Raw genomic sequence first — 26,997 nt, forward strand, 5'->3', positions numbered from 1 at the left:
GAGGGCATCTATATGAGTTTCTTAGTTTTGATAGGACTCTATCATGCTATTTTTTCCCGTCCCTGTATTCCTGCGGTGTCACTCCAAACTGGCGTTTGAATACTTTGATGAAGTAGGCGGGGTCCATGTAGCCTATGTCCGTGCTGATTTCATACACCTTTTTACCGGTAGTCTTCAGCATATGACAGGCCCGGTCCATACGCAGGCGTGAGATATATTCGCTGATGCCTTCACCTGTTTCGATCTTGTAAATTTTGGATAAATGAGTGGGATGCAGATTGACATGGTCTGCCAGGACCCGCAACGAAACATCCAGATGCAGATTCTTATCCGTAAACTCCTGGATCTTCTTCACGTAGAGGGAACGGATGTCTTTGATTTCGCTTGAGGTTCCCTCTTTCAGCTTGCCAAGCACGCTCAAGGACCATACTCTGAGCTTGTTGATGGAAGAAAAGGCTTCCCCGCTCTGCAGCTCTTCAATATCTGTCCCCAGCAGCTTCCCGAGTGTATGTCCATTCCGGTGTGCCAGGTTGGAGAAGGCCGCCGAGATTAGGAATCCGGCCTCCATGCAGTGCTCCCAGGATTCAGGCCATTTCTCATCCAGTTCTGCACATACATCCATCAGCTTGGCCTCGGCGGCTTCCCAATGCCCGGATTCCAGCAGATGAATCAGGGAAGGAGGCGTGTAGAGGGCATCCAGCGGTCCTTGCTCTGCTTGTTCGCCGGGTTCACTGACCCGCATAACGAATTCCCGCTCATCCCCGACAATCTGACGGAAGTAGGCCGAGGCCTGGCGGAACCGGTCATACAACTGTTCAGGGAACTTGAACCATTCTGTGATCACTATAGACAGCGACCCTTTCAGGAATTGTTTTACCTTGTACTGGAGCTGTACAGACAGCTGCTCCAGAAGGCCTTCTGTCCCCAGATCTGCTGCCCGTTTCTTCAGCTGAAGCAGAAAGACCAGATATCCATGCTCTTCCTTGACGCCCCAGACCTCCATGAACTCACCAATAATCTCTTCCGCCATATTAATGACTGCATATTCAATGAGCGGCTGTCCGTTATTCTTATACTGTCCGAATTCTTCCTCCAGCCTGACAAGCATCAAGGCGCAGTCCCCCTGGCTGAAGGGGAGACCGTAGCTCCTCAGCTTGCGTTCCCATTCGTCGGCTGGCAGCCGCTGCCCCTGCAGAGCACTCAGAAGCAACTGGCCGCGCAGCAGCGGCAGGTTCTCTCTCAGCGTATATTGGGTCCGCTCCAGGGAGCTGACCAGCTCCCACTCCGCATTCAATTGATCAATTGCCGTTTGGACGGCACCCAGTAATTCAGGGTCTGTCGGAGGCTTAAGCAGATAATCCACTGCACTGTGCTGAATGGCAGTTTTGGCGAATTCGAAGTCCGAATGCCCGGTTAAGATGATGCATTTGATTTTCTTGTCCCGTCTCCGGATCCGTTCTATCAGTTCAAGTCCCGTCATTTCAGGCATCTGAATATCTGAGATCACAATATCTATAGGGTGCGTTTCGATGATCTGAAGCGCCTCGGTAGCGGAATATGCCTTGTGTACTTGTTCGATTCCCAGTGTGTGCCAGGGTTTGGTCATGGACAGGTTATCTACCCAGTGGGCTTCGTCGTCAACGATGATCATTTGCATGCTGTGTGTCTCCTTGTTGGTTAGTGTACAGGTGATACTCTTCCTGAGCTGGAATCTCCCAGATGATCTCTGTCCGGAAACCGCCTAGCGGTGATTCCCTGAAATACAGAAAGGATTGATTACCGAACTGGTGAATAAGCCGCTGATTCGTATTCCAAAGGCCGCAGCCCATTTCCTCGCGCAGCGGCTCCCGCATCTTCCGGTTAAGTGCTTCCTGCTGGTCCTGGCTCAGGCCCGGCCCATCGTCGTCAATATACACCCGGCAGAAGCCTTCGGTAGTCTCGCCGGTGATTCTGATTTCACCGGAGCTGTACGATTTTCCGACCCCGTGGATAACCGAGTTCTCCACAATGGGCTGCAGCAGGAGACGCGGGATAGACTGTTTTAGCATCTCTTTGGGGATATCAATATGATAATCAATTCGGCCATTGCGCAGCTTTTGAATATCCAAATAGTTAACCAGCAGTTTGACTTCGTCGTCCAAGGTGGCTGTATCCCGCTCCATCCGGGTAGTATAGCGATAGTAAGCGCTTAAGTTATAAGCCATCGATACAACGGCTTCTTCATCCTTCATTTGGGCCATATTGATAATATATCCCAGGCAATTGTAGAGGAAATGCGGATTAATCTGAGCTTGAAGCTGCTTCAGGGTAGCCTCACGGGCACGGATTTTTTCGTTGAAGACATTTTCAATCAGGTCCTGAATCTGATGAGACATATCATTGAACCGGTGGAAGAGAAACGAAAATTCGTTTTGATCGTCGGAGTGGAGGCGCACAGTGTAGTCGCCCCGCTGCACACGTCTAAGCCCTTTGATGAGCTTCTTGATAGGCTGTTGAACGTTCCGGTACAGCAGAATGGAAGCCGAGATTCCAACAACAAAGAGCAGAAGCATGGATACATAGAATAAATTACGGCTGCCGGATATAGGCCCGAGAATACGGTCAAGCGGTACAACGTCAACCAGATACCAATCCAGATTAGTGGACTTCACCGAGCTGACCAGATAATTTTTATTCTCCAGTTTCACTACATGCTGCGTGCTGTTGTCCGGTGAATGCTCATTCAGATAAGTAATCAAATCACCGGTTAGGCGCTGGTCCGCACTGCGGTTCAGGATCGGCTTATCGCCTTTGTGATAGAAGAACGGGTCCCCTTGTCCCCCTGCCTTATACGTATCCAGCATATTCTGGATATTCTCATAGCTGAAGCTGGCTTCAACGACCAGATCACTTCCCGTAAACGTACCCTGCGGAGCAATAGAATCGCTATAGAACCAGTAAAAAGCCTTGGTTTTCCCCGGATAGCCGGATTGGCCGTCGCTGTATGTCCATTTGCCGCTCATATTTTGCTTCAAGTAGTGTTCATCATAACCTGTAGGTTTATCGTAATTGGAAATGACATCCTTGTTCTGCTGGGAATATACAGCGTATCGGGAAGGCCAGATATCCGTTAACCCGGACTGGAGCATCATCTTCTCCTGAATGACATAACGGGTCTGCATATGGTCGTAACGGTCTTCCCACATATTCAGGCCATTGAATTTCCTGACATTCGGATCTTTCGAGAATACCAGGCTGAAATCCATCATCTGGTTGATCCGTGAATCGATTTGACTGGATAAAAAAGTGAGCTGTTTGGTATTGGATTCCTGGAGCTCTTTACTGACTACATCGTAAGTGACGTTATTGGAATACGTATACACGATGATGATCGGCACAAACAGCACAATGATCAGACTGTTCATTTTGGCGAACAAACTAAATCTGCTCCAGGATTTTTCCTTAGCGAAGTTAATAGCTTTACTTAGACCCATCTTTGTCCCCCCAGACGATGCCCTAATAAATCCCTATGCGAGCCTAACAAAGTAATATAGTCAAACCTTAGAAATGCTTGCTACTATTTATATCAGAGATTCATACAACACACAAAATAATTTTTTGAAAGCGGGAGAGAGCGATGGAAGCTAACACTATACAGCAGGTGAATCCTGGAAAAACGCCGCGCTTATCGAGGAAAAAAGGGTATAAGCAGCCGTGGGTGCTCCACTTTATGGTGCTGCCGGCGGCCGTTATGGTGTTTATTTTTTCTTATGTTCCCATGGGCGGAATTCTAATGGCCTTTCAGGATTATAAGCCGGCGCTCGGATTCGCTGATTCTCCTTGGGTGGGACTCAAACATTTCGAATACATGTGGCAGAACGATTACTTCCTGCAGATTACATGGAACACCTTGTTCTTCGCCTGCTCCAAAATGGTGATGAACCTGATTATCCCGTTCTTCTTCGCCTTACTGCTGAATGAGGTCAGAAAGATGGCGCTCAAACGAACCATTCAGACGCTTGTCTATTTGCCGCACTTTTTATCCTGGGTTACCCTGTCGGGGATTCTGATTGATATGCTTGCCCAGACGGGCCTTATCAACCAGTTCATCTCCAGTGTTTTCGGCGTGAAGCCGATTTTCTTCCTGGGTGACGGCAACTGGTTCCGGTTCACGATCATTTTCAGTGATGTCTGGAAGGAATTCGGGTTCAACATGATTATCTTCCTGGCCGCACTGTCCGGCATTAATCCCTCCCTGTATGAAGCGGCGGAAGTGGATGGGGCAGGGCGCTGGAAACAGACGATTTATATTACCATTCCGGCGTTGATTCCGATTGCCATCGTGGTGGCAACCCTGGCGCTGGGCAACGTGCTGAATGCGAACTTCGACCAGGTGTTTAACCTCTATAGTCCTTTGATCTATCAGCAAGGGGATATTATTGACACCTTTGTCTACAGAGAGGGCCTGCTCAGCGGACAGTTCAGCTTTGCCACTGCGGTGAATCTGTTCAAGTCGGCGATAAGCCTAATCTTGATCGTGATCTCCTATCGTCTGGCATACCGGTTTGCCGGCTACAGAATCTTTTAGAAAGGATGACATCCTATGTATCACAAAACGGTGTCTTACCGCATATTCAGCGTATTCAATAATGTCTTCCTGACGGTTATTTCCGTGCTGTGCCTGCTTCCGTTATATCACTTACTGATGGTATCAGTCAGTTCGACGGCTCCGGCCAATGCCGGGCTGGTGACCTTTTGGCCGATCGGATTCACCCTTGAAGCCTATGCAAAAACATTTAACAACAGCAACTTTCTCTCCGCCCTGTGGGTGTCTGTAGAACGGACCGTGCTGGGAACGGCGCTTGCTCTGGTTGTGAATACCATTGCTGCATACGCGCTCTCCAAGGAAACCCGTGTATTCCGGGCCCGCAATATTTATCTCTGGTATTTTGTCGTCACCATGCTGTTCAGCGGCGGTCTGATTCCCGGCTACATTCTGATTCTGAAGCTTGGGCTGATGAATTCCTTGATGGCACTGATCCTACCGGGACTGGTGGCTGTGTTCAATATTATCCTGCTGCTGAACTTCTTCCGTACGGTGCCCAAAGATCTGGAAGAAGCCTCCTTTATTGACGGGGCAGGGCAGTTCCGCACCTTTTATAGCGTATATTTGCCAGTGTCCCTGCCGGTTCTTGCCACGGTATCCTTGTTCATTATGGTCGGACATTGGAATTCATATTTTGACGGGATTATCTATATCAAGGATGCCTCTAAGCTCCCGCTGGCGACCTTTATGCAAACGATTATCGTGCAGGCCGACATGTCGAAGCTCGATCCGACCGCCGTTGCCAATCTGTCGCAGCGGACCATCCGGGCGTCACAGATTTTTATAAGCGCCTTGCCGATTTTGATGGTTTATCCTTTTTTACAGCGGTACTTTGTAACCGGGATTGTTGTCGGTGCTGTAAAAGAATAGCGATGCCAGGCGGCAGCATGCCAAACAGGACGTTCATCACAACGAAGCCGGTGCTCACCTTGTATAGGGGGCACCGGCTTCTTATCGCTGTTACTTATGATTACCTTGCACAGGAGGATTGACTGCAGCGCCGTTGGCTGAGACGCCCACGCCATCTGTGTACACCATTTTCCCGCCGTAATATCCGGTTCCCAGCACAAGCCCGCAAGCGACAAGAGAGACGGCTAAGTACAGCACCAGCGGAACCTTCACAAAAGCCCGCTTGCCCTTCCAGAACATTATCAATCTCCACACAACGATCAGAGAAGCTGCCCAAGCGGTCAGAGTAGCGAGCGTCTCGTGAGGCTCAATAAATGAAGTCACGCCGCGGGCATCATCATCCGGTCCGGTTGCTATAGCGACCCAGGCTCCCACTGCAGCAAGAAGCCACATCCATAACCCTCCGGCAGGATTCAAAGTGCGTTTTTTCAGGGCCATCACCAGATCATATCCAAATCCGATGAGGATCAGAGCGATAGGGAAATGTACAACAATGGGATGGATGTGGTTAAAGACTTCAGTAAACATAGTAATACCTCCATTTTCTACTTGAGTGGTTGCCTAAGGATTCGCTGGGTTTCAGGAAGGATGACCGTAAATGTGCTCCCCTGATGAAGGGTGCTGGTTACGACGATTCTGCCGCCGTGCCGGCTGACGATCTCGTGTGCAATGGCGAGTCCCAGTCCGGTGCCGCCATGCTCTCTTGTGCGGGCTTGATCTACCCGGTAGAACCGTTCGAACAAGTGGGGAAGATCCTCCTCGGGAATCCCGCAGCCCGTATCCTGAATGATTACATTCACAGTGCCGTTGTCATTCCGGGAAAGCCCCAGCGTGACTGTGCCTCCCTCCGCAGAGTATTTGATTGCATTGTCCAAAAGAATATAAAGCAGCTGATCAATCTGTTCACTGTCGCCCAGACAGGTAAAGGTATCTTCCGTGTTGCCGATATGGAGCTGCAGCTGCACAGTTTTCTCTTGAGCCACCAGCTGCATTCTTGCGGCTGCAAAAGAAAGGCTATGCTTCAGGTCGAATAACTCTCGTCTCATCTGCTGCAGAGGGGAATCGTTTCTGGCCAGCGTGAGCAGTTGTCCGGTTAAACGTGTCATGCGCTGTATTTCTTCTTTCATATCCTGGAGCACCGTCTGATGGACCGGTGAAAGCTTGTGCTGTTCCTCTTCCAGAATGTCCACCGACAGCTGAAGTACACTTAGGGGTGTCCTTAGCTCATGGGAGGCGTAAGCGGTGAACTTTTGCTGCCGGATAAACGCATGGTTGAGGGGAAGCATAGCCCGGCCGGCTAGTATATATCCTATAATTGTGGCCACCGCCAGGAGGAGAAGCGTGATCCCGATGAGGAGCAGCCTCATCTCCTTCAATAAATGCTCCTGTTTGCTCACCTCTTCCCCGAGCAAGAGAAACGGATGTTCTTCATCACCTGTCATCACACGCAGTACCGCATAATTCGTCCTGTTGTTACCCGAAGAGATGCTCAGATGAATGTAGCTTTTACTCCCTTGGGCATCCAGCAGCTTCTGGAAGGAAGGCTTGAGCAGCAGGTTATTCCCCTCTGGCGAATGAACGAAGATCGTCCATGAAGGATCTGTAATGACTGCAAATTGGTCACTTTGCAGATATTCCCATTCCATCCGGTGGCTGTCCGTCTGGCGCTGCTCCCGGATTTCCTCCTTATCCTGCGGCCCCGGTGAATGATTACGCCATTCGTTTACGGCCTTTTGCCCGGCGGACTCCAGATTATGCCTCTCATCCCTGTGCATCACATCGGTCAGTACCCAATAGAAGGAAGCCGCCATGATGAGCAGAATCAATCCAATCATAGTGCTGTAAAAGATGGTTAATTGCCTGCGGGTGTTAGGTATCATCATGGACAGCTCCGGTATCTACCAGGCGGTAGCCTCTTCCGTGCACACTCCTGATCAATTTCACAGGGAAGGGGTCATCGACTTTTTTGCGCAGCAGCTTGATCACCGCATCCACCGCATTCAGAGTAACATCGGCATTGTTACCCCATACATAATTAAGAATCCGCTCTCTGGACAGAACCTCATTGGGGTGACGGGCGAAAAACTCCAAAAGCTGAAACTCGCGGTTAGTCAGGGTGAAGGTAACCCCGGCACGTTCTGCTTCCTGTGTGGCCGGGTTCAGCCGCAGGCCGCTGACCGCATACTGGTTCACATAACCCTGGGTTTGTTTTCTGCGGTCCAGGGACGTAATACGGGCCAGTAGTTCTTCAAAGGCGAAAGGCTTGATCATATAGTCATCCGCTCCGGTAAGCAGTCCGCTGACGCGGTCCTCGATCTCGCCGCGTGCCGTCAGCATCAGAATGGCCGTGTTGTCATTCAGTCGGCGCTGCTGCCTGCATAGTTCAAGGCCAGTTTTGCCGGGAAGCATCCAGTCCAGAATGTAGAGATCGAATTCTGCAGAGGAAAAGAACAGTTCCGCTTCATCCGAGTTGCGGGCCCATTCTGCCAGATGGCCTGCAAGCTGCAGTTTATATTGGATCATATACCCGAGTTTGGTATCGTCTTCTACTAATAGAATACGCATGGTTGCCTCCTCAGCCGCTCTTTATAAGGCTCATTATATCCCGTAATAATGAAAAAATAATGAAATCATTGCAGACATCAAAAGGAGCAGCGTGCATGACCACGCTGCTCCAACAATAGTATTAGAGTACTTAGGGGATTGGATTCATACTCCCCAATGACTCGACTGCAAATACAGGCACGTACTGCTCCCCTGTATCGGTTCCTACATAATCGAATCTATACTGGAATTGGCCGGTTGCCAAGGCGGGACCCGTAACCGTACCCACATTTCCTTGCAGGGCCAGGAAGCGCCCATTCGCGCTTGCTACGGGTCTGCCGTTGGAATCGATATAAATATCAACCTTCAGGACAACGGTCTCCAGGGGGTGAAGCTCCAGCTCAGAAGCGTCCACAAGCGGATACTCCTGGTAGATTTCAGAGAACTGGTAGACTCCATTCGTCTGCCGGAATATGGCAGTCCGGCCCTCCGAACCGTCTCCCATATCTGCATTGGTGACACGGATGGAAGCATCGTCCGGTTGGAACTCGTAGCTGTTGCCGGCAAACGAGAAGAGCAGGGAGATTCCTTCAGGCCTGATGGTGTAGGCCGTGAAAGAGGTCCGCCCGTCTTGGCGGCTGCCTGCGGCGACTACCACCGGCACTTCAGAATAGACGGACAATGGGTCATCAAAAGCAAGGCTGCGGAGACTTTCAAAGCCGGGTATCGGATCTCCGGTCCGTGTAGTTACGGTGCCGTCATTCCTTAAATCCGCATAGTAGAGGCGTCCGCTGCTGTCTGTTCCGGTTACGGCAAGCTTTGCGCCGTAACGCCCGCTGACGGAAACAACATGCGTATACTTACCAGGCTCCTCTCCGCCGGGCAACATGCGGACGGGTTCGGCAATGTTCCACGCAAGCTGTGCTGCGGAGATTTCAGCACCCGTGTCCTGAAGCTGGGCCAGGTCGCTGTAGCGCTGAATGGCCTCCGCGTACCCGCCGCTGCGTACCAGCATCGCGGCGCTTCGGAGCAGCTTAGAGGTGGTACTGTCAATTAGAGTCAGCACCTTCGAGGCAGCAAGGCCAGCCGAGGCGGCATATTTGCGGTACGCTGCAGCATGCGTAGAGAAGGCGGCAATCTGATCGCCGTCTACATCCTTACGCAGAATGAGCTTGGCGCTCATTTCAATCTGGCTGGCTACCCAGGGAGCCGTATAGCTGTGGCTGCTATAGGCATCGGTAAGGGATAAAGCGTAATCCAGCATGGGGGAGAAGCTGCCTGCCGCAGCAAGCGCCTTGAGCTGGGCGGTGTCATGCGCTTTGAACTGTGTGGCCAGCAGATCTTTTTTGGCATCAGCTCCGCCTAGATACACATCGGGAATTCTCAGCAGATTCCATTTGAAGCTGTCTCCGTCATTATCGGTGCTGCTGCCGCGCTGGCTTGCCGCCAGTTCGGCAAGAAACTGCGCCTTGAACTGCTGAAAACCTGTCCCCAGCCGATCCGAAATGCCTGAATCTCCTGACAGCTGGCGATAATAGGTTTCATAGGGTCCGCTTGGTTTCATATATTGGCTCTTCAGACTCAGCAGAGAGGCATAGCTCTCCATAAAACCGCCAAAATCCTTGGTCGTCAGCTGGTCTTCAATCTTCAGTGTAAGTGTGCTAAGACCGCTGCGGATCGCCGTAATCGGAGCCAGCTCCTTAAGTCTCGCGGCAATCTGGTCTTCCTTGTAAAGAATGGAAGCATTAGCGGCTGCCAGGCGGTAATGCTTCTCGGCGGCAATCAGGTCTCCGGAGGCATAGAGCCGCTCGGCTTCCCGCACCGTCTCGATCTTGCTGTGAAGCCTGAGAGCCTTCTGCCCCAGCAGGGCCAGCATGAATATACACAGAATGATCATAAAGTTCCGCAGGGTTAAGACCTGTTTGATCGTCATATTATAGTAGCCCCTTTTCCGGCTGACAGTGCTCTATTCAAAAATCGGGGTCCCAGCGGTATTTGGCTTCGCGGACCTCCGCCACTTTGAGGTCCAGGCCGTTCCAGGCCTCATAGGGACTGGCGGATATGATCCGGCTCAGACGCATAAAACGGTCCTTGGGAAGCTCCTGTATGTATCGTCCGATCATGCCCGAGTAGAGCAGAGCGTAACGTTTTAACCGCACTGCCGCTCCCGCCACAGCCGTCAGAATGGCTGCGCCACGGTCCATTTCCAGAATCTGCACCTCATAGGTTTTGACATAGCGCAGCGTGCGGTCCTTGATCAGCTCGGGCCGCACTCTGGCAATCTCGCCGATATATTCGGCGAGCAGCGGTTCGAAATCCTTGAGCAGTAGCTGTTCAAGCTCCAGGTTCATATCCTTGCGCAGCTGAAAGCCGTGCAGCAGAGCGACACGCTGGCGGGCGACCCGGTCGCCGCGCAGCAGGATTGAGATTTCGCGCAGCTTCTCATAGGCCAGCACATCATTCTCGCGCAGAACGGACACCGCTTCCTGGCGGTTGATCTCTAGGCCTTCTCCGATGCTGTCTATACTGCGGCCCAGCAGCTCATTCAGTGCATACAGATTTTCGTTCTGCCGCACTTTGCGCTGCATAAGCAAGAGCAGTCCGGCCAGCACAATACCGCCGGCACCGGACAGCGTCATCTGCTGCAGACTTTGGCCGAAATAGACCGAACCGAGAGTAAGCAGCAGGATGAGCAGAAGCCGGGTATGCATTTTGCGTCCGGTAAGGGAAACAGCATGCTTCTCTACTGGCGTCAGCGAAGCATGGCCGCAATGGCCGCACCGGTCTTCACCGAGCGCAGTATAACGGCTGCACCGGCGGCAGATACGCAGCTTGTCAAAGGCATACCGCGGAGCCTTAAAGGGGCGGAACGTCACGGGTTTCTTCTTATTTACCGGCATGGTCGCCTCCGTTCAGCGCAGCCAGCAGACGCTCATCAATGTCATCACGGGTCAGCGGCTTGCGCTGCCGTAAAGCATAAATAATGATCTGAATGACTACATAAAGAAACGTAATGCCGAGAATGGCGTATGAAATCATGGAACTCTTCCTTTCTTGTTGGAAGCTGACAGCCCTAAAGTTGAAGTTTACAAGGTTTAATTATATCATAATGGCATGCTATTGACAGAATTTAGCTATACCGGCAACCCTGCCGTAGTTGCCTAATTTAACACAAGAGGAGCCCTATTTATGCTTCGTACACCGATTAATATTTCAAAGACAGCCAAGAACATACTGCGGCATGTTGTCCCGCTGCTGCTGGTGCTGTGCATCTCGGCGGCGCCGTTTGGAGCCGGTAGGGCAAGCGCGGCATCACCTGCGCCATCCCATATTGACGCTGTACTGCTGATTGATGTCAGCAATTCCATGAATAAGAGCGACAAAAACAAGATCGCAAATGAAGCGATGAAAATGTTCATAGATATGCTGTCTGCCCAAGGCGATAAGGTCGGGATTGTGGCCTATACCGACAAGGTGCAGCGGGAGAAGGCACTGCTGCAAATCGGCTCTGCCGGAGACAAACAGGACTTGAAGGATTTCATTGACGGTCTGGACCGGGGAGCTTATACGGATATTGCCGTCGGAATGGAAGAGGCCGTAAAGGTGCTGGAGAACGGCAGCGATCCGGCACATGAGCCGATGATCGTCATGCTGGCGGACGGCAACAATGACCTTAACGAAGCAACTGGACGCACGCAGAGCCAGTCGGATCAGGAACTGGACGGTGCGGTAGCCACTGCCAAGCAAAAAGGCTATCCGGTCTATACTATAGGCCTTAATGCCGATGGAAAGCTGAATAAGGAGATTCTGGCCGGAATTTCCAATCAGACAGGTGGCAAAGCGTTCACCACCGATTCGGCGGATGACCTGCCACAGATTCTCAGCGAAATTTTTGCCGACCATTTGAAACTGAAGGTGGTTCCGGTACAATCCATCACAGCCAACGGCAAGTACCAGGAGGTTACAGTAAATGTTCCCAATGGGAGCGTGCTGGAGGCGAACATCTCTATTATGTCCGCACAGCCGGTTACGGCGAAGCTTAGTGATCCCTCCGGCAAGGAAGTGGCTATTCCGTCTAACGATGTGCTGCTCTCCAAGTCCAGCTCGTACAGCCTGATCAAGCTGCTGTCCCCGGAACAGGGGGATTGGAAACTTCAGGTGAAGGGCGTGCCGAAGGACAAGATCGATATCAATCTCGTCTTTAACTATGATCTGGAGCTGAAGCTGGATGCACTGTCATCCAAGACCTACCAGAAAGGCGATACCATAGAAATCTCTTCACACCTGTTCAGCAATGGAACTCAGGTAACACTCAGCAATTTGTATCAAGATATGAAGGCGGTATTGCTTGCTACAGATACCGATACGGGGAAGGTGCAGGAGCTTCCGATGGATAACACCGGGGCGGTGTTCAAAGGCTCCTTCAAGATTACGGAGAGCCATAATTATGAGCTGAAGGTGCGGGCGGAGGAGAGCAGCTTCTACCGCGAGAGTGATGTTCTTAAGATCAATGCCAAGACAGGAGCTGTGGCGACGAGTCCGGCAGCAGGAACGGGTGTGAGTGAGCCTGCACAGGATAAGTCTTCTTCCAAAACTCTCTATTATATTATCGGCGGGATCGTGCTGGTACTGGCGGCGGCTGTGGTGCTGTGGATGCTGCGTAAGCAATCAAACCGCGGCTTCGTAGGGCAGATGGTAGTAGAAGTTCTGGACGGCAATACCGGGGAGAAAACCTATCCGCAGTACAAGAAACTCTCAGCTTTCCGAGGCAAGTTCACTCTGCATCAGCTTCTGCAGCTGGCGCCTGAGCTGAAGGAGAGTGAGAAGCTTGTATTCACTCCGGGCAAAAATGACCGCCTCATGCTGCGCGGCAGCGAAGGGATTTCTGTTGAAAAATCAGGACGCGCCGCCGATGTGACGCGCGGCCTGGAACTGAAAAGCGGCGACCGCATTTCCGTGGCCCTGGCTACGGTGGATAAGACAATTTTACTGGAGTATTTGATATAAGGGGGAGCACGTATGAAACCGGTAGTAAGAGAACATATTCAGCAGCTCGACGTATCGCTGGGCGGAGGAATCGTCAGCGACAAAATCCGAGTGGACACCATTGACAACCCAATCCTCATCATTGGCCTTGGCGGCACGGGGATTGACGCCCTGCTGCGGCTGAAATATCAGATTAACCGCCGTTTCAAGCTGCCGGAAGATCCGCTGTCCAAGAAGAAAAGGGATAAGCCGGATAACGTAGAGTTCCTGGCGTTTGAGACGAATGAGCAGGATCGCGGGAAGAGGTACAAAGGCATCGGCCTCGATCCGCAGAATGAATTTGTGCTGCTGGCCAATGCGGAAATCGGCGGATTGCTGCAGAACCGCAGCATTTTGGAGCCTTATATTACGGATTGGCTGTCGCCGGAGCTGAGCATTACCGATGGCATGAACGGAGCCGCCGGGGTGCGCCAGGCCGGACGCCTGCTGCTGTTCACGAAGATCAACCAGGTGGTAGCGGCCATCGACAAGAAGATTAAGACGCTGTCTGTCGGTACCAGCAAGAAGCTGATGGTTTTCCTGCTCACCGGCTTGTCCGGCGGAACAGGCAGCGGGGCTTTTCTGGATATCGCCTATATCGTACGCGGGATTATTGAACGGGATTACGGCTCAGCCGGTATCGACCGTGTAAATACACTGGGCTACCTGTTCACGCCGGATGTGAATCTGTCGAACAAAAGCCTCAGCGAGCACACCCGTGAATATATCCGCAAGAATGGCTATGCGGCGCTCAAAGAGCTGGATTACTGGATGAACGTGGACGGCCGGGGGGAGAGATTCCGCCAGCAGTACGGCAATATTTTGACTGTGAACTCGCCGCTGCCTCCGTTCAACCTGTGCCATCTGATCTCCGCGACCAATACCGAAGGCAAGCTGCTGGAGAACGCCTATGACTACTGCATGAATGTGACAGCGGAGAATATTACGAACTTCATGGCCAGCGAGGAAAAACAGTCGGGCGAAGAATTCGCCATCCACGACTATATCAGCAACATCAGAACGAATATTGCGCAGATGAACAAGACCTATCCTGCCAATTATGAATACAACATCATCGGCGCTTCGTCCGCGGTGCTGCCGATTGAGGAAATGACGACCTATCTGGCATTCCGCCTGTTCGACAAAATGGACAAAATGTTCCAGCAGGCTCCCGGGCAGGAGGATGTGGAGAAGCTTGCGCGCAAGCTCGGCATCGATCTCGACAGCATGATTAAGACCTTCGAATCCCGTGTGCCGGAGCCGCTGCCCGGCTATGAGAACAGCGAGCGCCTGAATCACAGCAATGTCATCAAGCACCAGGTGGTGGACATGGATACGGAGCTGGAGCAGAATTTTCTGGCCCGTGCCCGTGAGGAATATATCAAGTCCAAGAAGCAGCTTCCCGGAGAGATTACCGGACGCTTTGGCGAGGAGCTGGAACGAATCTTCCTGCATCCTGAGCAGGGTCCGTTCTATGTGTCACGGCTGCTCTATACCGAGAAGGGCTTCTGTATTCTGAAGTTGATCCAGTCTTATATTGAAGCGCTGCGTGAGAGCCTGCTGCGTCTGCCGCGCGATATTGAGACGGCACAGGACAGTGCGCAGGAGAAGCTGGGCGATGCGCGGAGCGCTTTTGTCTCCAAGGAGAAGAAGAAAAATGCCTACATTGAAGCCAAGATCAATGAATACTGGCTGCATGCCGACGTAGAGCGCACCGAACAGATGATTGAGTTCTATGAAGATCTGTTTGAGCTTCTCAATGAAGAGAACAACCGGATTTATGGTGTGTTCACAGAGATTCTCAGTGCGCTTAGCACGATCTTCGAGAAGAATGGCGACATTCTGATCAATGGTGAAGAACAAGCTGACCAAAAAGGGAATAAAACCTACTATTGGAATATCGTTAACGTGCCGGATATTGCCTCAACCATCTCTAAGGTGATGGACCAGAAGGACGGCGACGATCTGATCCGCGACTTCACACGGGAGATGCTGAAGCATTCCGGGCGCTGGGTCAAGGAGCAGGAGATTGATATTGTGCGCTCTATTTCAGAGTTCCTCAGCGATAAGTTTGGTGATCTGATTACCCGCTCCATGGAAGAATTCCTGGTGATGAAATATGGCCGTGAGGAGCCGCTGGACAAGTTCGTGGAGCGGATTATCGCCGGACGTCTGGATGAAGACGCGGTGCCGATTTTCCACCTCAGCAACAGCTCCGGCAGTTTGCATTTCCCTTCGTGGGGGTTTGTCTCCGTGCCGGTCAAGGCGCCGGGCATTCTGAAGGGAATCCGCAATTATCAGAACAACGCGCTGGGCAAATCACAGTTTACGATTAAGGAAAGTCAGGTGAAGAACCGGATTTTCTGGCTCAATACGCGCAACGGGGTGCCACTGTTCGTATATACACCGCTGCGGGTATTCGAGGAGAATTATGAACGGACGATTCTGGATAAGGAAGGCATTGGCCGCCATTTGGTGATGACCGACAAGAACAACTGGACCTATCTGCCTTCACCGATTCCGGAAAAATCATGGGGGGATACTTACGTTAACACCCGTGTCCGGGATTACAATGCCAGAGTCCGGGCCGATTTCGCCAGAGCGCTTGAGATCGGGGTAATTATTGAAAAAGGCCTCGACGAAAATACAAGCAGCCGTTTCTCGGTCGTCTTCACGAAGCCGTTTGATGTGGATAAAATGCTTAGCGGCTATGACCTGCAGCTTGGCATGGCTCGTCCAAATCTGGGCGAAGTGAAAAAGGCGGCCGATGAGCTGAAATCGCTGCGCGCAAGCGGCCTGGAACGCGAAGGGGTTAAGGATATTTTTGGCAGCATCAACAAGGACCTGGCCCAGGAAAATCTCATTCGCTCGCCGCAGCTGATTACGCGTGTCCGCGAGGAATTGGCCAAATATGAGGCACTGGCAGCGAAGGCGGGCGAGCTGGATGGACTGCTCCATCAATATCTCGACGAAGACAAGTGGATCGACCAGTTTATTGAAGCCCTGTATACGGACACGATCACCAAAAAGGGCGCGCTCTACGTCTATGACCGTGATGAAGACGAAGACGCCTGGGAGCCGTTCGCCAACTTGATGAAGGAACGCAGCTATGTGGAGTATGCCGTCTACCGTCATTTCCGCGGTCTGGACGAGAAAAGCCGCAGCCTGCTGCTGCGTAAGGCGGCGCGCCGTGCCGGGGAAATGACCGCTGCCGAGGATGTGACTCCGCTGCTGTATAAACTGGAAGGACTGTATGTCTCCTTCCTGGAAGCACGTGACAGTCTGGAATATGAGCGGGTAGAGCATGCGGACGGCGATGAAATGTACAGCTTCTACAAGAGCCTGACCGGCAAGCTTGGCAGCATCCGCAGAAAGCTGAAGTAATCCTATGATCAAAGCACAGGCATTAACCTATGCGCAGCAATATGCGGCCCAGGAAGAGGCGCAGCGCAGCAAAGGGGACGGGCGCAGCAGTATTCATTATCCTGCCCTGTTCCTGTTCCTGGGTGACAAGGTAGCCCCGGCCATCGGCCCGGTGCTGGACAGCTGTGAGCGGAAATGGGACAATGCGGGCGGTATTATGGCGCTGCATGCCGCATCCTCTAGAAGCACAGGCCAGTCTGGCGGTGGTACTCAGACTCAGGCTCAGGCTGGAAATGCCCATGACGGGAATCAGGTGCAGCCTGAAGGCGGCAGTGGCAGAAGAGAACGGGTCCTGGCCATGGCCCTGCCGGAAACGGCGGGCCGTGATCCCCGCACCGTCCGTCAGGAACTCTATCGCGAGTTTCATGAAGACAGCCGGTTTCTGGCCGGGTTGAACCGGAGCCTGCGGCGTTTAAGCAACAGCATAGCGGATTATGGACGGCTGTATTCCTCTTTTGACGTCATCCATCTCTCTATAGTTACGCGGGTCGATGACCCGCTTAACGTGCTGCTGCCGGAGGTTGCCCTGCTGGCCCGTGCGGTGCTCAGCCAGTCCTTCAAGTCGGTGCAGACTGACCTGTACGCGCTGATCAATGAGCGGGAGCAGGGGGACAACTTCGGTTATTCCAGCTCGGTAGGGCTGGCTTTTCTGCGTGAGCTGGACGGGATGCAGCAGTCGGATTATGCCTTCAGCGCCCCGCTGCTGGTCACGGAGGACGGGCTGTCCATACCTGTAGCTCATGGTCCTTCTCCGCTGTTCGATCTCGTCTATCTGCTCTCGGACAAAAACGAGCGGGGGATGATGTCCGCTCACGGCATGGACGACAACTACGAAATTATCGCCCATATCAGCCTGCTCAAGAACCGTGTACGCCCGGCTACAGATACGGCTACGGGACACGGCGGATACAACAATATGACCTTCAAAAGCGGCATCCGGGGCAGCTCCGGAAGACAGGGCTACGCATCCGCCGGGTTCTCGGCAGTGCGCAGACCGAACCGGCAAATCGCTCTCGCGGTGCTGGCTCATGCCTTTCATTATCTGGCCTCAAAGCTGCAGGAAGGCGGAACAGTCAGTCTGCGCGAACGGCAGGCTCTGCTCGGCCTGAGCGCCGATTCCCTGCGTGAACGGGCAGCTTCGCTGCTTCCGGATGAAGCGGGAATTGAAGAGATGACCGGGCTGATGAGCCACGGCCGGCCCTCCTATAGCGAGCTGAAGCCGCTGTCGCTGCGCGAGGCCGAGGCGTTGCTGTTCGGAGACGGCGGGCAGGCCTATTTCCGCAGCAACTTTGCGGATGTGGCGTCGCGGCGGGCGGCGGCTCTCGACCCTGCCCGCGAGTGGGCCGCTCTACTGGCGGACCAGGAGAAGGCGGTTCCGCCGCTGACCTTCTACCAGCTGGCGGAATGGACCGCCGAGCAGGGCGGCGGGGGCAGTGTACTGCATGCGCTGCGCCAGCATATGGCCGGACTGCGGGCGGCGATTCTCTCCGCGCAGGAGGAGCTGGATCAGCTCTACGCGGAGAGCGTGGAGCGCCAGCCGTTCCAGCGCGTGCCGCTGCTGGACAAACGGACGGTTCGCAACTTCATTCATTATTTATTCGCAAGTGTGTACGGCCGGAAATATGAGCTGCTGCGCATGGAAAGTGAGCTTGCACTGTGTCTGCGCTACGATACGGCGCTGGAGCAGCTGCACGCGGACAGCAAAGCCAAGGTGCAAACCATGGAAGCGCTGGAGGGGGAGCTGCGCGGTCTGGCGCTTGACAGTATCGGCCGGACGGGCGAGACGGTGGACCAGAACATTATGGAGTATTACCGGACCGTCACGGAAGATGTCATGCGGGATATGGAAGCACGGCGCGGCCCTGGTATTTTCTTCAGCGAGCGGTTCCTGGGAAGCGTCTCGGGCCTGCTCCGCCAAGGCGGCGCCGCTGTCGCGGAACGGCTTACCCAGCTGTGCCGCCTTGAACTGCTGACAGCGGAGCCGTTCGCACTGCCGTTCGAGGAAGAGCTGCTGCGGCGCGCCAATGTCGCGGCGGCTTACGAGAACCGTGAAGTAGTCTCCAGGGAGGAGCTGTTCAAACGGCTCTACCGCAGCCTGGAGGAGGAAGCGAGCATCAATGTCCGCCTGTTCGAATATACACAGGAGCACCGCCATGAGGAGAAATATTTCTTCGGTGACAGCGGCTCCGAATTCCTGCGTTATGCCTTCGGCGCGGATGAGACGACGCGCATTTACCGGCTTGGGTTTGTACATGAGCAGCGCAGAAGCGGTGTCGAGAAGCTGAACCTGATGGGCGGCTTCCATCTGGAGGATCTGCTCTACTACCGCAACGGCAAAGTCTATTATGAGACCTACGCCACTAGCGGCTACAAGCTGCATGGTATAAGCGAAGAAGAGCTGCCGGAACTGAGGTAGGTGAGTGGAAGCAGATAGTCATGGCCACAAGAATGAATATAAGCTCAATTCAAGTTTTTCCGGGAAAGGATGGATATCAATGCAGCGAAAAATCAATCTGCTCTTGCTCCTCTTCAGTCTGCTTGGCGGTGGAGTTGCCTTTGTGTTAGGTGAGCTGCTGCTGGACAGCAGGCCTTATGATCTGCCGTCGATCGTACTGATCGGCATCTATTTTGCCATTGTAGCACTTGGGGTCGGGCTGGGCAGCTTGCTCGCGGAGATCATTTCGCCCAGATTGAACGGCTTGTCGTGGAAGCAGCGGTATCTGGGCTTATCCTGGAAGCTGCTGCCCGTAACGCTGGTGATGCTGTTTGCGGTTGGCACTGTAACGGAATTTGTGTATGAGCTGAACTTCGGCGGCGTGAGACCGGTAAAAGATGTGGTCATGGTCATTGATGACTCCGGCAGCATGAAGCAGAGCGATCCGGGCAACAGCCGTTATACGGCTGCAGAAGCACTGGTACAGCGCATGGATGAAGATAACCAGGTAGCCGTGGTGACGTTCAGTCAGGAGGCCACAGTGGTTCAGCCGCTGGTCCCGCTGTCCAGCACTGCGAACCGTGAGAAGGTAACTTCGGTTATTCGCAGTCTGCAGACCACAGAAGGTGGTACGAATTTTAGCGCCGCACTTACGGAAGCCATGAGTGTTATAAACAGTGACAATACATCCGGGCGTGGAGCTATGGTAATCATGCTGTCCGACGGATTCAGCCAATTTGATACCTCGAAGGAACTTGCGGAGTATGTCGGCCGCGGGATTGCAGTTAATACCATTGGCCTGGCACTGGATGATCCTTCGGGATCAGCTTTGCTTCAGAATATCGCCACCACAACCGGCGGGCAATATTATGATGTAACGAATGCAGCGCTCCTCGGCGGTGTGTTTCAGCAAATCTATGACCGGCTGGGTGACCGGACGCTGATGACGGTGCGCAGTGATTCAACAGCGGACAGCCCGTATTATGCCGGGGTGCGGATTCTGGCACTGCTGCTGGTAGGTACGGCTCTCGGTATCGGGCTTGGCATTGTGTTTGACAATCGGCATCTTGCGCGAAGCTTTGGCGTAGGCGGCGCAGTATCCGGCCTGCTTGCCGGCCTGATACTGGAATTTGGTCTGGACGGCCACTCCTTCGGGGATGCCATGACCCGTCTGCTGGCTCTGCTTGTTCTAACGGCCGTCATTGCGTTGTTCACCTTTGTGATACCAGTCGGAGAGGGGCGTCTTTCCCGCAAAAGAGGAAGAGGCGCAGAAGTTCCTTCGCCATCGTCGGAAGGCTTCCCGTCTTCACGCAGAAATCGGGGAAGCAAAGGGTTCTGATCGTGAAAGAGACATTGAAAGATACTGAAAGAGATACGGAAAGGAGCCTACATTCATGAGGTACGCCGAGGTTGATTCCTCCACACCGGTAATTATGGAGGTATCCTCCCGGATGGAGGACAGGTTCTGTACACTGCGGTGGCACTGGCCGGACGGCGTACAGGCAGTCTACATTCATAAGTCACCTGCGGAGGCGCCGGACAACCTGGAGCTTCCTCCTCCTGGGATGAAGCTCTATACCCGTGAGGAGTACAAGGCGAACAACGGATACCGTGACCGGCTGGATGACATCGGCCTGGTTGTCTATACCGTTTATGTCCGGCTTGCCGATGGCGGAGACATCCTGCTGGTTCGTCAGCGGGATGGTGCCAACCGTACGCTGGTCAGTGCCGGCAAAGCGCGGATCTACTATTCCATCCAGCAGAAAAAAGGCTTGTTTGGCAAGCAAAAAACAGTACATATGACGCTCACGGCCGAAGTGCCCGTATCCAAAGAGGTACTGTGCTATGTGAAAAAACGGGGCGGTTTTCCGGCGTCCAAAGAGGACGGCGTACTCTTTCCGTTCGTCCAGGATTTTGCCGCCGGACGCAACGTGCTGCCGCCGATCGAAATCGGCAAAGAGGACGCTGTCCGTATCTTTTTTACGGATGGCCGCAAATATGGATTGTATTATGAACTGATACCTGAATAAGTGGAGAGAATGCCTGCTGACGTGATGCAAGGCATTCGGAAGGGTATCACTGGGCGCAGGAACTGAAGGCAGCGGGCCTGCCGAGCGTTCAACACTCACAAGTTAAGGGAGCAGAAGCTCACAAAACTTAAGCGTATGCTTTCGAAGCGAGTTTTGCCGCAAGCATTCTCGAAGAAGCGGGTATTCTGCAAAACTTAAGCAAATGCTTCCGAAGCGAGCTTTGTTCGTAGTGACTCAAGGGAGCAGAAGCTCACAAAACTTTCAGGAGGACAAGAGATGTCTTTTTTCAACCGGTTTAAGAAAAAGAATCAGCCGCAGCAGCGGCCGCTTTTTTATGATATTGTCTGTCCGTATTGCTTCACCCGGTTCCAGCCGGAGGATGTGGTCTTTCGGGCTATGCACAGCCGTGAGGATGACGAGAATTATGCGCTGGGCGAAGACGATGCACTGAACAAATACCGCGAGCGCTTTGGCCTCGATACCGTTGACGATATGGAAGCCATTCTGAATCCGGCGGATATTCCGGAGGAGTACCACCACTATACGGACCATGTGCTGACCGGCATCACCGACCGCTATGGTGTGCTTACACGCAGACGGCTGTGCCCGTCCTGCCATAATGAGCTGCCCGTGACCGCAGGCAAGGTGCCAAGTAATATTATTTCGATCATCGGTGCTTCCCAGGTCGGGAAGTCGGTGTACATGACCTCGCTGATCCATACGCTCCAGCATACGACGGCGGGGCATTTTGACGCAGCCTGCATGCCGCTGAATGCCGAGATCAGCCGCAAGTTCCGCACACTGTATGAAGAACCGCTGTTCGAGCGGGGGGATCTGCTGGCTTCGACCCAGAAGGAGAAAATGCAGGAGCCGTTTATTTTCCAATTTGTATTCAAGGATGAGTCCAAGCCGCCGCTGACGCTGGTATTCTTCGATGTCGCAGGTGAAGGTATGGTCGATCAGGATTATCTCGGGCTGCACGGACAGCATATCAAGAATTCCGCCGGTATCCTGTTCATGGTCGATCCGCTGCAGATTCGCTCGATCCGCGAGAAGATCCGCATCAACTTCGGAGACCGTCCGGGCGAATGGGTCTCGCAGTATGACGAGCCGCGCGATGTGGTGCTGACCATGTTCGGTGATTTCATCGCCTATCAGGAGAAGAGTAAAACCGATATCCCAACCGCAGTTGTGCTCGCCAAGAGCGACATGCTCCATTCACTGAAGGATGAGGACGGTGACTATATTAAGTCCAACAGCAATGTGTTCAATAACTATGTGCACCGCAAAACGCTGAATCTGGACGAGTTCCACAACATCGACGGCGAAATCCGCCGCTTCATTGAGAAGGTAGACCGGCCGTTCAAGGATACGATGGATGTGTATTTTGCGAATACGGGGTATTTTGCCGTGTCGGCACTGGGCAGCAATCCCGTGAATCAGAGGATAGAAGGTGTAGTCAGCCCGATCCGTGTGGACGAGCCTTTCATCTGGCTGCTGCACAAGCTGAACTATATTGAGGGGAGCGACGGGCCGTGAACAGATTTTCAGGGTCCATGATCACCCAGCAGATGTATACCCGGGAGCGGCGCGGGGTGTACCGGGCGACAGAAGGATTCGATACGGTAGCGAAGTCGGAGAGCCTGGACAATAATTTTGTCAAAAAAATTCTGCACCCCTTCTGCCTCTATGATGCTCCGGCAGAGCTGACGGCGCGCGGTGAGAAGAATGAAGAACTGTATCCTGCCGCGCTGCATTTGTTCCATACGGAGACGAATGATACGGTCATTGGGCAGAGCCGGTATCTGGCGGTGGATTTCACAGGGCAGCGGAGCGCTTTTTTTGCCCATAATTTCGTGGTGCCGCCCATCCGTTCCGAGGAGATTCTGGAGGGTTACCGGGACTTTCTCCATGCGGATTTTGCCGGTAGTTATGTGGGTGAGCTGGGCGGGACACTGCCGGAGCTTCCGGCTGTTCCTGTCCTGCAGCAGGAGCGGAATACGAATCCGCTGACGATCCTGAGCGCGCTCGGCATTACAGAGGAGCTGTTCAAGTCGCTCCTCCAGGCAGTGATGGTCTCTGTGGCCGGGAAAAAGAAAATATATGTTGCTTTGGATGTTCCGATTGTAGAGCTATCCCGGCACGCACTGGAACTGACGGAGGTGCTTTTTGCATCTTTGCCTTATGATTTCCGCCGCAGACTGGGTGTGATCACCTATGCGAGCGAGCCCAAAAGCCGTAAATATATCCATCTGACCTTCGTGGAAAAAGGCTCGCTCCGCCCTGGCGACCGCAGCATCGAGAAGGATTTTGTGTTCGATCTCGCTTCGGGCCGGATCATGAATGCGGACTTCGGTGATTCACGTCAGCCTTATGCCGAGCTGGCCTGGAAAACACTGAAACAGCCGGAGCGCGGACTGGAAGATTTCGCACATTTTGCCGATTCGCTGCTGCCTGGGGAGAGCGTGGAGCGCAAGCTGTCGCTCGCGCTGTACAACGAGCTGGCGGTATTTTATGAAATCGAGCAGGGCAATGAAGAGCTGTATACAGAGAACAAGCAGGCGGTGCTGGGCGGATTGCTGTCCTACCTGAAGCCGGAGGGTGCGCTCACTTCCCGGGTGAGGCTGAATGATATGTTCCTGGAGCGGTTTGACCGCGAATATGATCTGATCCGGCAGAAAGGCATCCCTGTGCCCGAGATTATGGAGCAGTTTGTGGAGTATTTTACGCTGAAGGACCATAATTACCGGGTCAAGATTGTCGATTATTTCATCAACGGTATGCTGAATGCCCAGGCTGCCGGCCGTGAAGATGCACTGGCAGCAGCTTACGGTATGATCGAGAGCAATGATGAGCTAAGTGCGTCTTTCTTCAAAAGAGTGCTGGCCCAGCCCATCTTCCGCCGGGCGCTGCTGGAGCCTTATATGGAGTCCCGGCTGTCTGCGGCGTCAAGGTCTGCTGACATTTTACGCTTTGTAGTACACTTTGGCAGGTTCTTGCCGGAAGCGCTGCAGCAGTCGTTTGTCCGCGATACCGTCAAGGAGTACCTGCTGGAGAAGCTGCAGCGGGAGGCCGATCCGGTAGCGGCGGTAGCGGCGATCCATGATTCCGTAGACAAGGCGGAAAAGGAGCGCCGCAGAGGAAGCGGGCTCTATCCCGAAGCCCTGTCGCTGCTGGAGGAGCTGATGACGGCGGCGGACCGCTTCCTGCTGAACCGGGTCTCGCTGGACGAGCTGACACAGGAGCAGCTGCTGGAGATTTCTTTTCTGCGCTACCGCGAGGTTACCGACTGGCAGCCGCCGCTGGATGCGATTACCCGGCAAAAGGCGAACGCCCTCCGGGCTGCGTACCGCTGGTTCGGGGAGGAGAAGCCGACAGAGGAGATTTTTGCCGGACTATCGCCGAGAGAGCTGGATGATGTGCAGCTGCTCGGACGGCGCTGGCTGAAGGAATCGCGTAATATTGAACCGTTCGAGCGTGTACCGCTGGCCTTCTATCACAGCAGCGAGCGACAGGATGGACCGCTGGATTATGAGACGCTGATGGAACTAATAAAGCGTAAGGCGGGCGACGACAAAGAGAGGGTCTACCGTTTCCTGGCCTGGTCGCAGGGCAATCCGCTATTTTCTATTTCAAATAAAAAGCTGTGGCCCGGTTACCGCCGGGCTATTCTGAAGTATTTCCTGAGCAGCGACCGCGATGCGTTCAAGAGCCGTGATTTCCGTAAAAGCTATACCGCCGCTGCGGGCCCGGCGCTGCAAAATGTATACAACGAAGCGCGCTCCCAGCTGGCTTCGCCGCTGGCGCGGTGGGTCAGCCGCAGCCGATTTCGACTCCTGATCTCCGGCAGCGTGCTGGGTATTGTGCTGATCGCTGTAATGATCGCGGTCAGCGTGCTCCGGCCGGACCCTGCGGACACGGCTCTGCCGGAAGGCAGCGCACAGCCCAGCGCCACAGGTGGGGCTGGTGCTCTAGTTCCCGCCACCGTCCGGCTGGGCGGCGGGACAACAGGCGGCAGCCTGGTGTTCACCTTTGCTGCTGCCGCCGACTGCTCCGCCTTCAAACCGGCGGAGGTCCGCGTGGTGTCCTCCGGCGATGTGACGGAGGACTACAAGGTCACGGCGACGACAGGCAGCTGCCTGGTCGTGTCGCCGAAGCCGGGCGCCGCCGGTACCGGCACGGATGCGAGTGCGCCGGCAGGGTCTGACAGCGGCGCAGATGCATCCGCTGGAGCAGAAGGCAGCGCGGAGGCAAGCGCGCCTGCAGCGACTGACGGCACCGACACGGGTGCCGGACAGAAGACCGGCGCGACTGCGAGCGCTGGTGTGAAGGGGGCCGCGGGTGGGAACGCCGGCGCGGCCACGCCTTCTCCGGCGGCGGGAGGCACCGCGCCGGGAGCTCCCGGAGCCTCGGGAGCGGTGCTGGAGGCATCCGCATTCGAGGTGACCGTGCAGCTGGAGGCCGGCGCGAAGCTGGCCGCAGGCGACATGGTCACCGCCGGGGAGTACAAGCTGATCCTGCAGCCGGCTTCGGGCACGGCAGCAGACAGCACCCCGGGCGCCGGAGCAGATGCAACTTCAAGTACTAAACCTTCGCCTAAGGCGACTGGTAATACGGACAACGAATGATGCGTGGCAGTGGAATATAGTTTATCCTGAACAGCACGATTAGCCGAGAGTGTGGGGCGCGTGCAGTTCGGGATTTTTGTTAATTTATGGTCTACATGAGTTGAACCCGGGAAGTCGAAGGCTGGGCGTATTAACAGATAATAAAGTATCTGACTGACCCTGGAAATTGAAACAGCGACAGTAAAGGACAAGAAAGTCCTAGACTGTCGCTGTTTCATTGAACAACGTTCTCCGTTAGAGTTAAATATGAAAAAGAAAAGTATAACTCTAAGCATGTGCTAATGCAGGTACACAGAATTTTGAGCTTGGATCTAAAATAAAGTTAGACTTTATAAAAAGCATATCACCATTGTTGTCCATCCACTCGTACTGTACGTTCTCAGGCAATTGATCTGGTGTGAAATGAAAATGAATATATTCTGTTTGCTCATTAGCAATACGCTTAAGTAGGCGATCTAAATTAACGTCACATTGACTAACTACATCATATAAATTTAGGTTATGACCTTCTTGTTGATAGACGATAATCGCCTCGTCCTCTTGCGAATAATATATTGATTCGGGAAATACTTTTATAGCGTAAAACATAAAGAGTCCTAGGTTATTAATATCACCAAATTGTTCTGAAACAGGTCTGCGAGATAAAACCATTCTTTTGATAAATGCCAAGTCTTCCTTACGGGAACAATTCAACTTGCGCAAGGTAGTATCCGCATTTGGAGTGGGAAGATATTTAAGTTTGATTTGTGATTCACCAACGGATTCAAATCCAAATATTGGATAGAAATCAATTACACTGCTATTAGCGAATAAGAAGAAGATATCACAATCATGCTCGTACAAATCTAGAACGTGCCTCATCAATTTTCCAGAAAGCCCTTTCCCTCTAAAATCAGGATGAGTCATAACTGTGCCAATTTGAATCGCTTTTTTATTTAATCCATTTATCATCAAGTCCATTTTGCTAACGGATACATTGGCAATCACTACATTATCTCTGATGAAAGAATGGCATATATAACGATCATCCCAGAATCCTTTCTGATACCAATCTTCAAAGTTGATATCAAAAACCAAAGTCGCTAGTTGATTAAAACTATCCCTGTAAACTTTGCTATCTTTATAGTCGTAAACTAGGTCTATTTTATCAATATCTACATTTTCACTAGAAAACACAAATATCCCCCCCATTGTCTTTATGTTCACACTACCACGGGAAGTTTTATTATATAAGGGTAAATATCAGGTATACCTAAACTATCCAAGACAGTTAATCGCAGCGAGTAGCCAGTCTACCTCTTGAGTGCAGGATTCACTGCCGACTAAAATATTTACATTATGAATAATTCGAGGATATACTAAATGGAGTGGATAATTTATCTAATTTTGTTAATCAATTAAATACCGCTAAATTATTTG

At 53.0% G+C, this 26,997-nt stretch carries 18 protein-coding genes; 9 read left to right on the plus strand and 9 right to left on the minus strand.

Annotated elements, in window-relative coordinates:
- Window positions 1–46: 46 nt before the first annotated feature.
- Both A3848_RS00535 and A3848_RS00540 read right to left on the minus strand, forming a co-directional pair.
- A complete protein-coding gene (locus A3848_RS00535) occupies window positions 47–1,657 on the minus strand; it encodes a response regulator transcription factor (RefSeq protein WP_074082918.1) in 1,611 nt (536 codons plus the stop codon).
- Entirely contained in the window at window positions 1,638–3,473 is a 1,836-nt protein-coding gene (locus A3848_RS00540) for a cache domain-containing sensor histidine kinase (RefSeq protein WP_074082920.1), read from the minus strand. The genes A3848_RS00535 and A3848_RS00540 overlap by 20 nt, the downstream gene beginning before the upstream one ends.
- 143 nt (window positions 3,474–3,616) lie before the next feature.
- Between A3848_RS00540 and A3848_RS00545 the strand changes: the two genes are divergently transcribed.
- Both A3848_RS00545 and A3848_RS00550 read left to right on the plus strand, forming a co-directional pair.
- Window positions 3,617–4,567 carry an ABC transporter permease gene (locus tag A3848_RS00545; RefSeq protein ID WP_074082922.1) on the plus strand — a complete coding sequence of 317 codons (951 nt, stop codon included), beginning with the start codon at window positions 3,617–3,619 and terminating at the stop codon, window positions 4,565–4,567.
- 15 nt (window positions 4,568–4,582) lie between these two features.
- A complete protein-coding gene (locus A3848_RS00550; RefSeq protein WP_074082924.1) occupies window positions 4,583–5,455 on the plus strand; it encodes a carbohydrate ABC transporter permease in 873 nt (290 codons plus the stop codon).
- 90 nt (window positions 5,456–5,545) lie between these two features.
- Here A3848_RS00550 and A3848_RS00555 read toward each other — a convergent pair whose 3' ends face one another.
- From A3848_RS00555 to A3848_RS32020, 6 genes are all read right to left on the minus strand, one after another.
- A complete protein-coding gene (locus A3848_RS00555; protein WP_074082926.1) occupies window positions 5,546–6,022 on the minus strand; it encodes a DUF2231 domain-containing protein in 477 nt (158 codons plus the stop codon).
- Between the two features lie 17 nt (window positions 6,023–6,039).
- Window positions 6,040–7,377 carry a sensor histidine kinase gene (locus tag A3848_RS00560; RefSeq protein ID WP_083609433.1) on the minus strand — a complete coding sequence of 446 codons (1,338 nt, stop codon included), beginning with the start codon at window positions 7,375–7,377 and terminating at the stop codon, window positions 6,040–6,042.
- Window positions 7,364–8,059 carry a response regulator transcription factor gene (locus A3848_RS00565; RefSeq protein WP_074082931.1) on the minus strand — a complete coding sequence of 232 codons (696 nt, stop codon included), beginning with the start codon at window positions 8,057–8,059 and terminating at the stop codon, window positions 7,364–7,366. The genes A3848_RS00560 and A3848_RS00565 overlap by 14 nt, the downstream gene beginning before the upstream one ends.
- Window positions 8,060–8,189: 130 nt before the next feature.
- Window positions 8,190–9,971 (minus strand): hypothetical protein, encoded by a 1,782-nt coding sequence (locus A3848_RS00570; RefSeq protein ID WP_074082934.1) that lies wholly within the window; start codon window positions 9,969–9,971, stop codon window positions 8,190–8,192.
- A gap of 37 nt (window positions 9,972–10,008) precedes the next feature.
- Window positions 10,009–10,938, minus strand: a complete 930-nt coding sequence (locus A3848_RS00575; RefSeq protein ID WP_074082936.1) for a hypothetical protein — start codon at window positions 10,936–10,938, stop codon at window positions 10,009–10,011.
- The gene (locus A3848_RS32020) at window positions 10,925–11,077 is read right to left on the minus strand and encodes a hypothetical protein (protein ID WP_167374697.1); all 153 of its coding nucleotides are present in this window, start codon (window positions 11,075–11,077) and stop codon (window positions 10,925–10,927) included. The genes A3848_RS00575 and A3848_RS32020 overlap by 14 nt, the downstream gene beginning before the upstream one ends.
- Before the next feature lie 150 nt (window positions 11,078–11,227).
- On the opposite strand from A3848_RS32020, the gene A3848_RS00580 reads away from it, so the two are divergent.
- From A3848_RS00580 to A3848_RS00610, 7 genes are all read left to right on the plus strand, one after another.
- Complete coding sequence (locus A3848_RS00580; RefSeq protein ID WP_074082938.1) at window positions 11,228–13,045, plus strand: vWA domain-containing protein; 1,818 nt, start codon at window positions 11,228–11,230, stop codon at window positions 13,043–13,045.
- A 12-nt stretch (window positions 13,046–13,057) separates the two neighbouring features.
- Entirely contained in the window at window positions 13,058–16,447 is a 3,390-nt protein-coding gene (locus A3848_RS00585) for a tubulin-like doman-containing protein (RefSeq protein ID WP_074082940.1), read from the plus strand.
- Window positions 16,448–16,451: 4 nt separating this feature from the next.
- Window positions 16,452–18,902 (plus strand): transcription initiation factor TFIID, encoded by a 2,451-nt coding sequence (locus A3848_RS00590; RefSeq protein WP_083611830.1) that lies wholly within the window; start codon window positions 16,452–16,454, stop codon window positions 18,900–18,902.
- A gap of 79 nt (window positions 18,903–18,981) precedes the next feature.
- Window positions 18,982–20,259 carry a vWA domain-containing protein gene (locus tag A3848_RS00595; protein WP_074082942.1) on the plus strand — a complete coding sequence of 426 codons (1,278 nt, stop codon included), beginning with the start codon at window positions 18,982–18,984 and terminating at the stop codon, window positions 20,257–20,259.
- Between the two features lie 55 nt (window positions 20,260–20,314).
- On the plus strand, window positions 20,315–20,950 hold the full coding sequence (locus A3848_RS00600) for a beta-mannanase (protein WP_074082945.1): 636 nt from the start codon (window positions 20,315–20,317) through the stop codon (window positions 20,948–20,950).
- A gap of 276 nt (window positions 20,951–21,226) precedes the next feature.
- Window positions 21,227–22,489: a hypothetical protein gene (locus A3848_RS00605; protein ID WP_074082947.1), complete on the plus strand. Its 1,263-nt coding sequence runs from the start codon at window positions 21,227–21,229 to the stop codon at window positions 22,487–22,489.
- Window positions 22,486–25,578, plus strand: a complete 3,093-nt coding sequence (locus A3848_RS00610) for a GAP1-N2 domain-containing protein (RefSeq protein ID WP_074082948.1) — start codon at window positions 22,486–22,488, stop codon at window positions 25,576–25,578. Before A3848_RS00605 ends, A3848_RS00610 begins: the two co-directional genes overlap by 4 nt.
- A 267-nt stretch (window positions 25,579–25,845) precedes the next feature.
- Here the strand turns inward: A3848_RS00610 and A3848_RS00615 are convergent, their stop codons facing one another.
- Window positions 25,846–26,754: a GNAT family N-acetyltransferase gene (locus tag A3848_RS00615; RefSeq protein WP_178381865.1), complete on the minus strand. Its 909-nt coding sequence runs from the start codon at window positions 26,752–26,754 to the stop codon at window positions 25,846–25,848.
- Window positions 26,755–26,997 lie beyond the last annotated feature (243 nt).

This window comes from Paenibacillus sp. P32E, from assembly GCF_001909085.1.
Lineage (GTDB): Bacteria > Bacillota > Bacilli > Paenibacillales > Paenibacillaceae > Paenibacillus_AQ > Paenibacillus_AQ helianthi.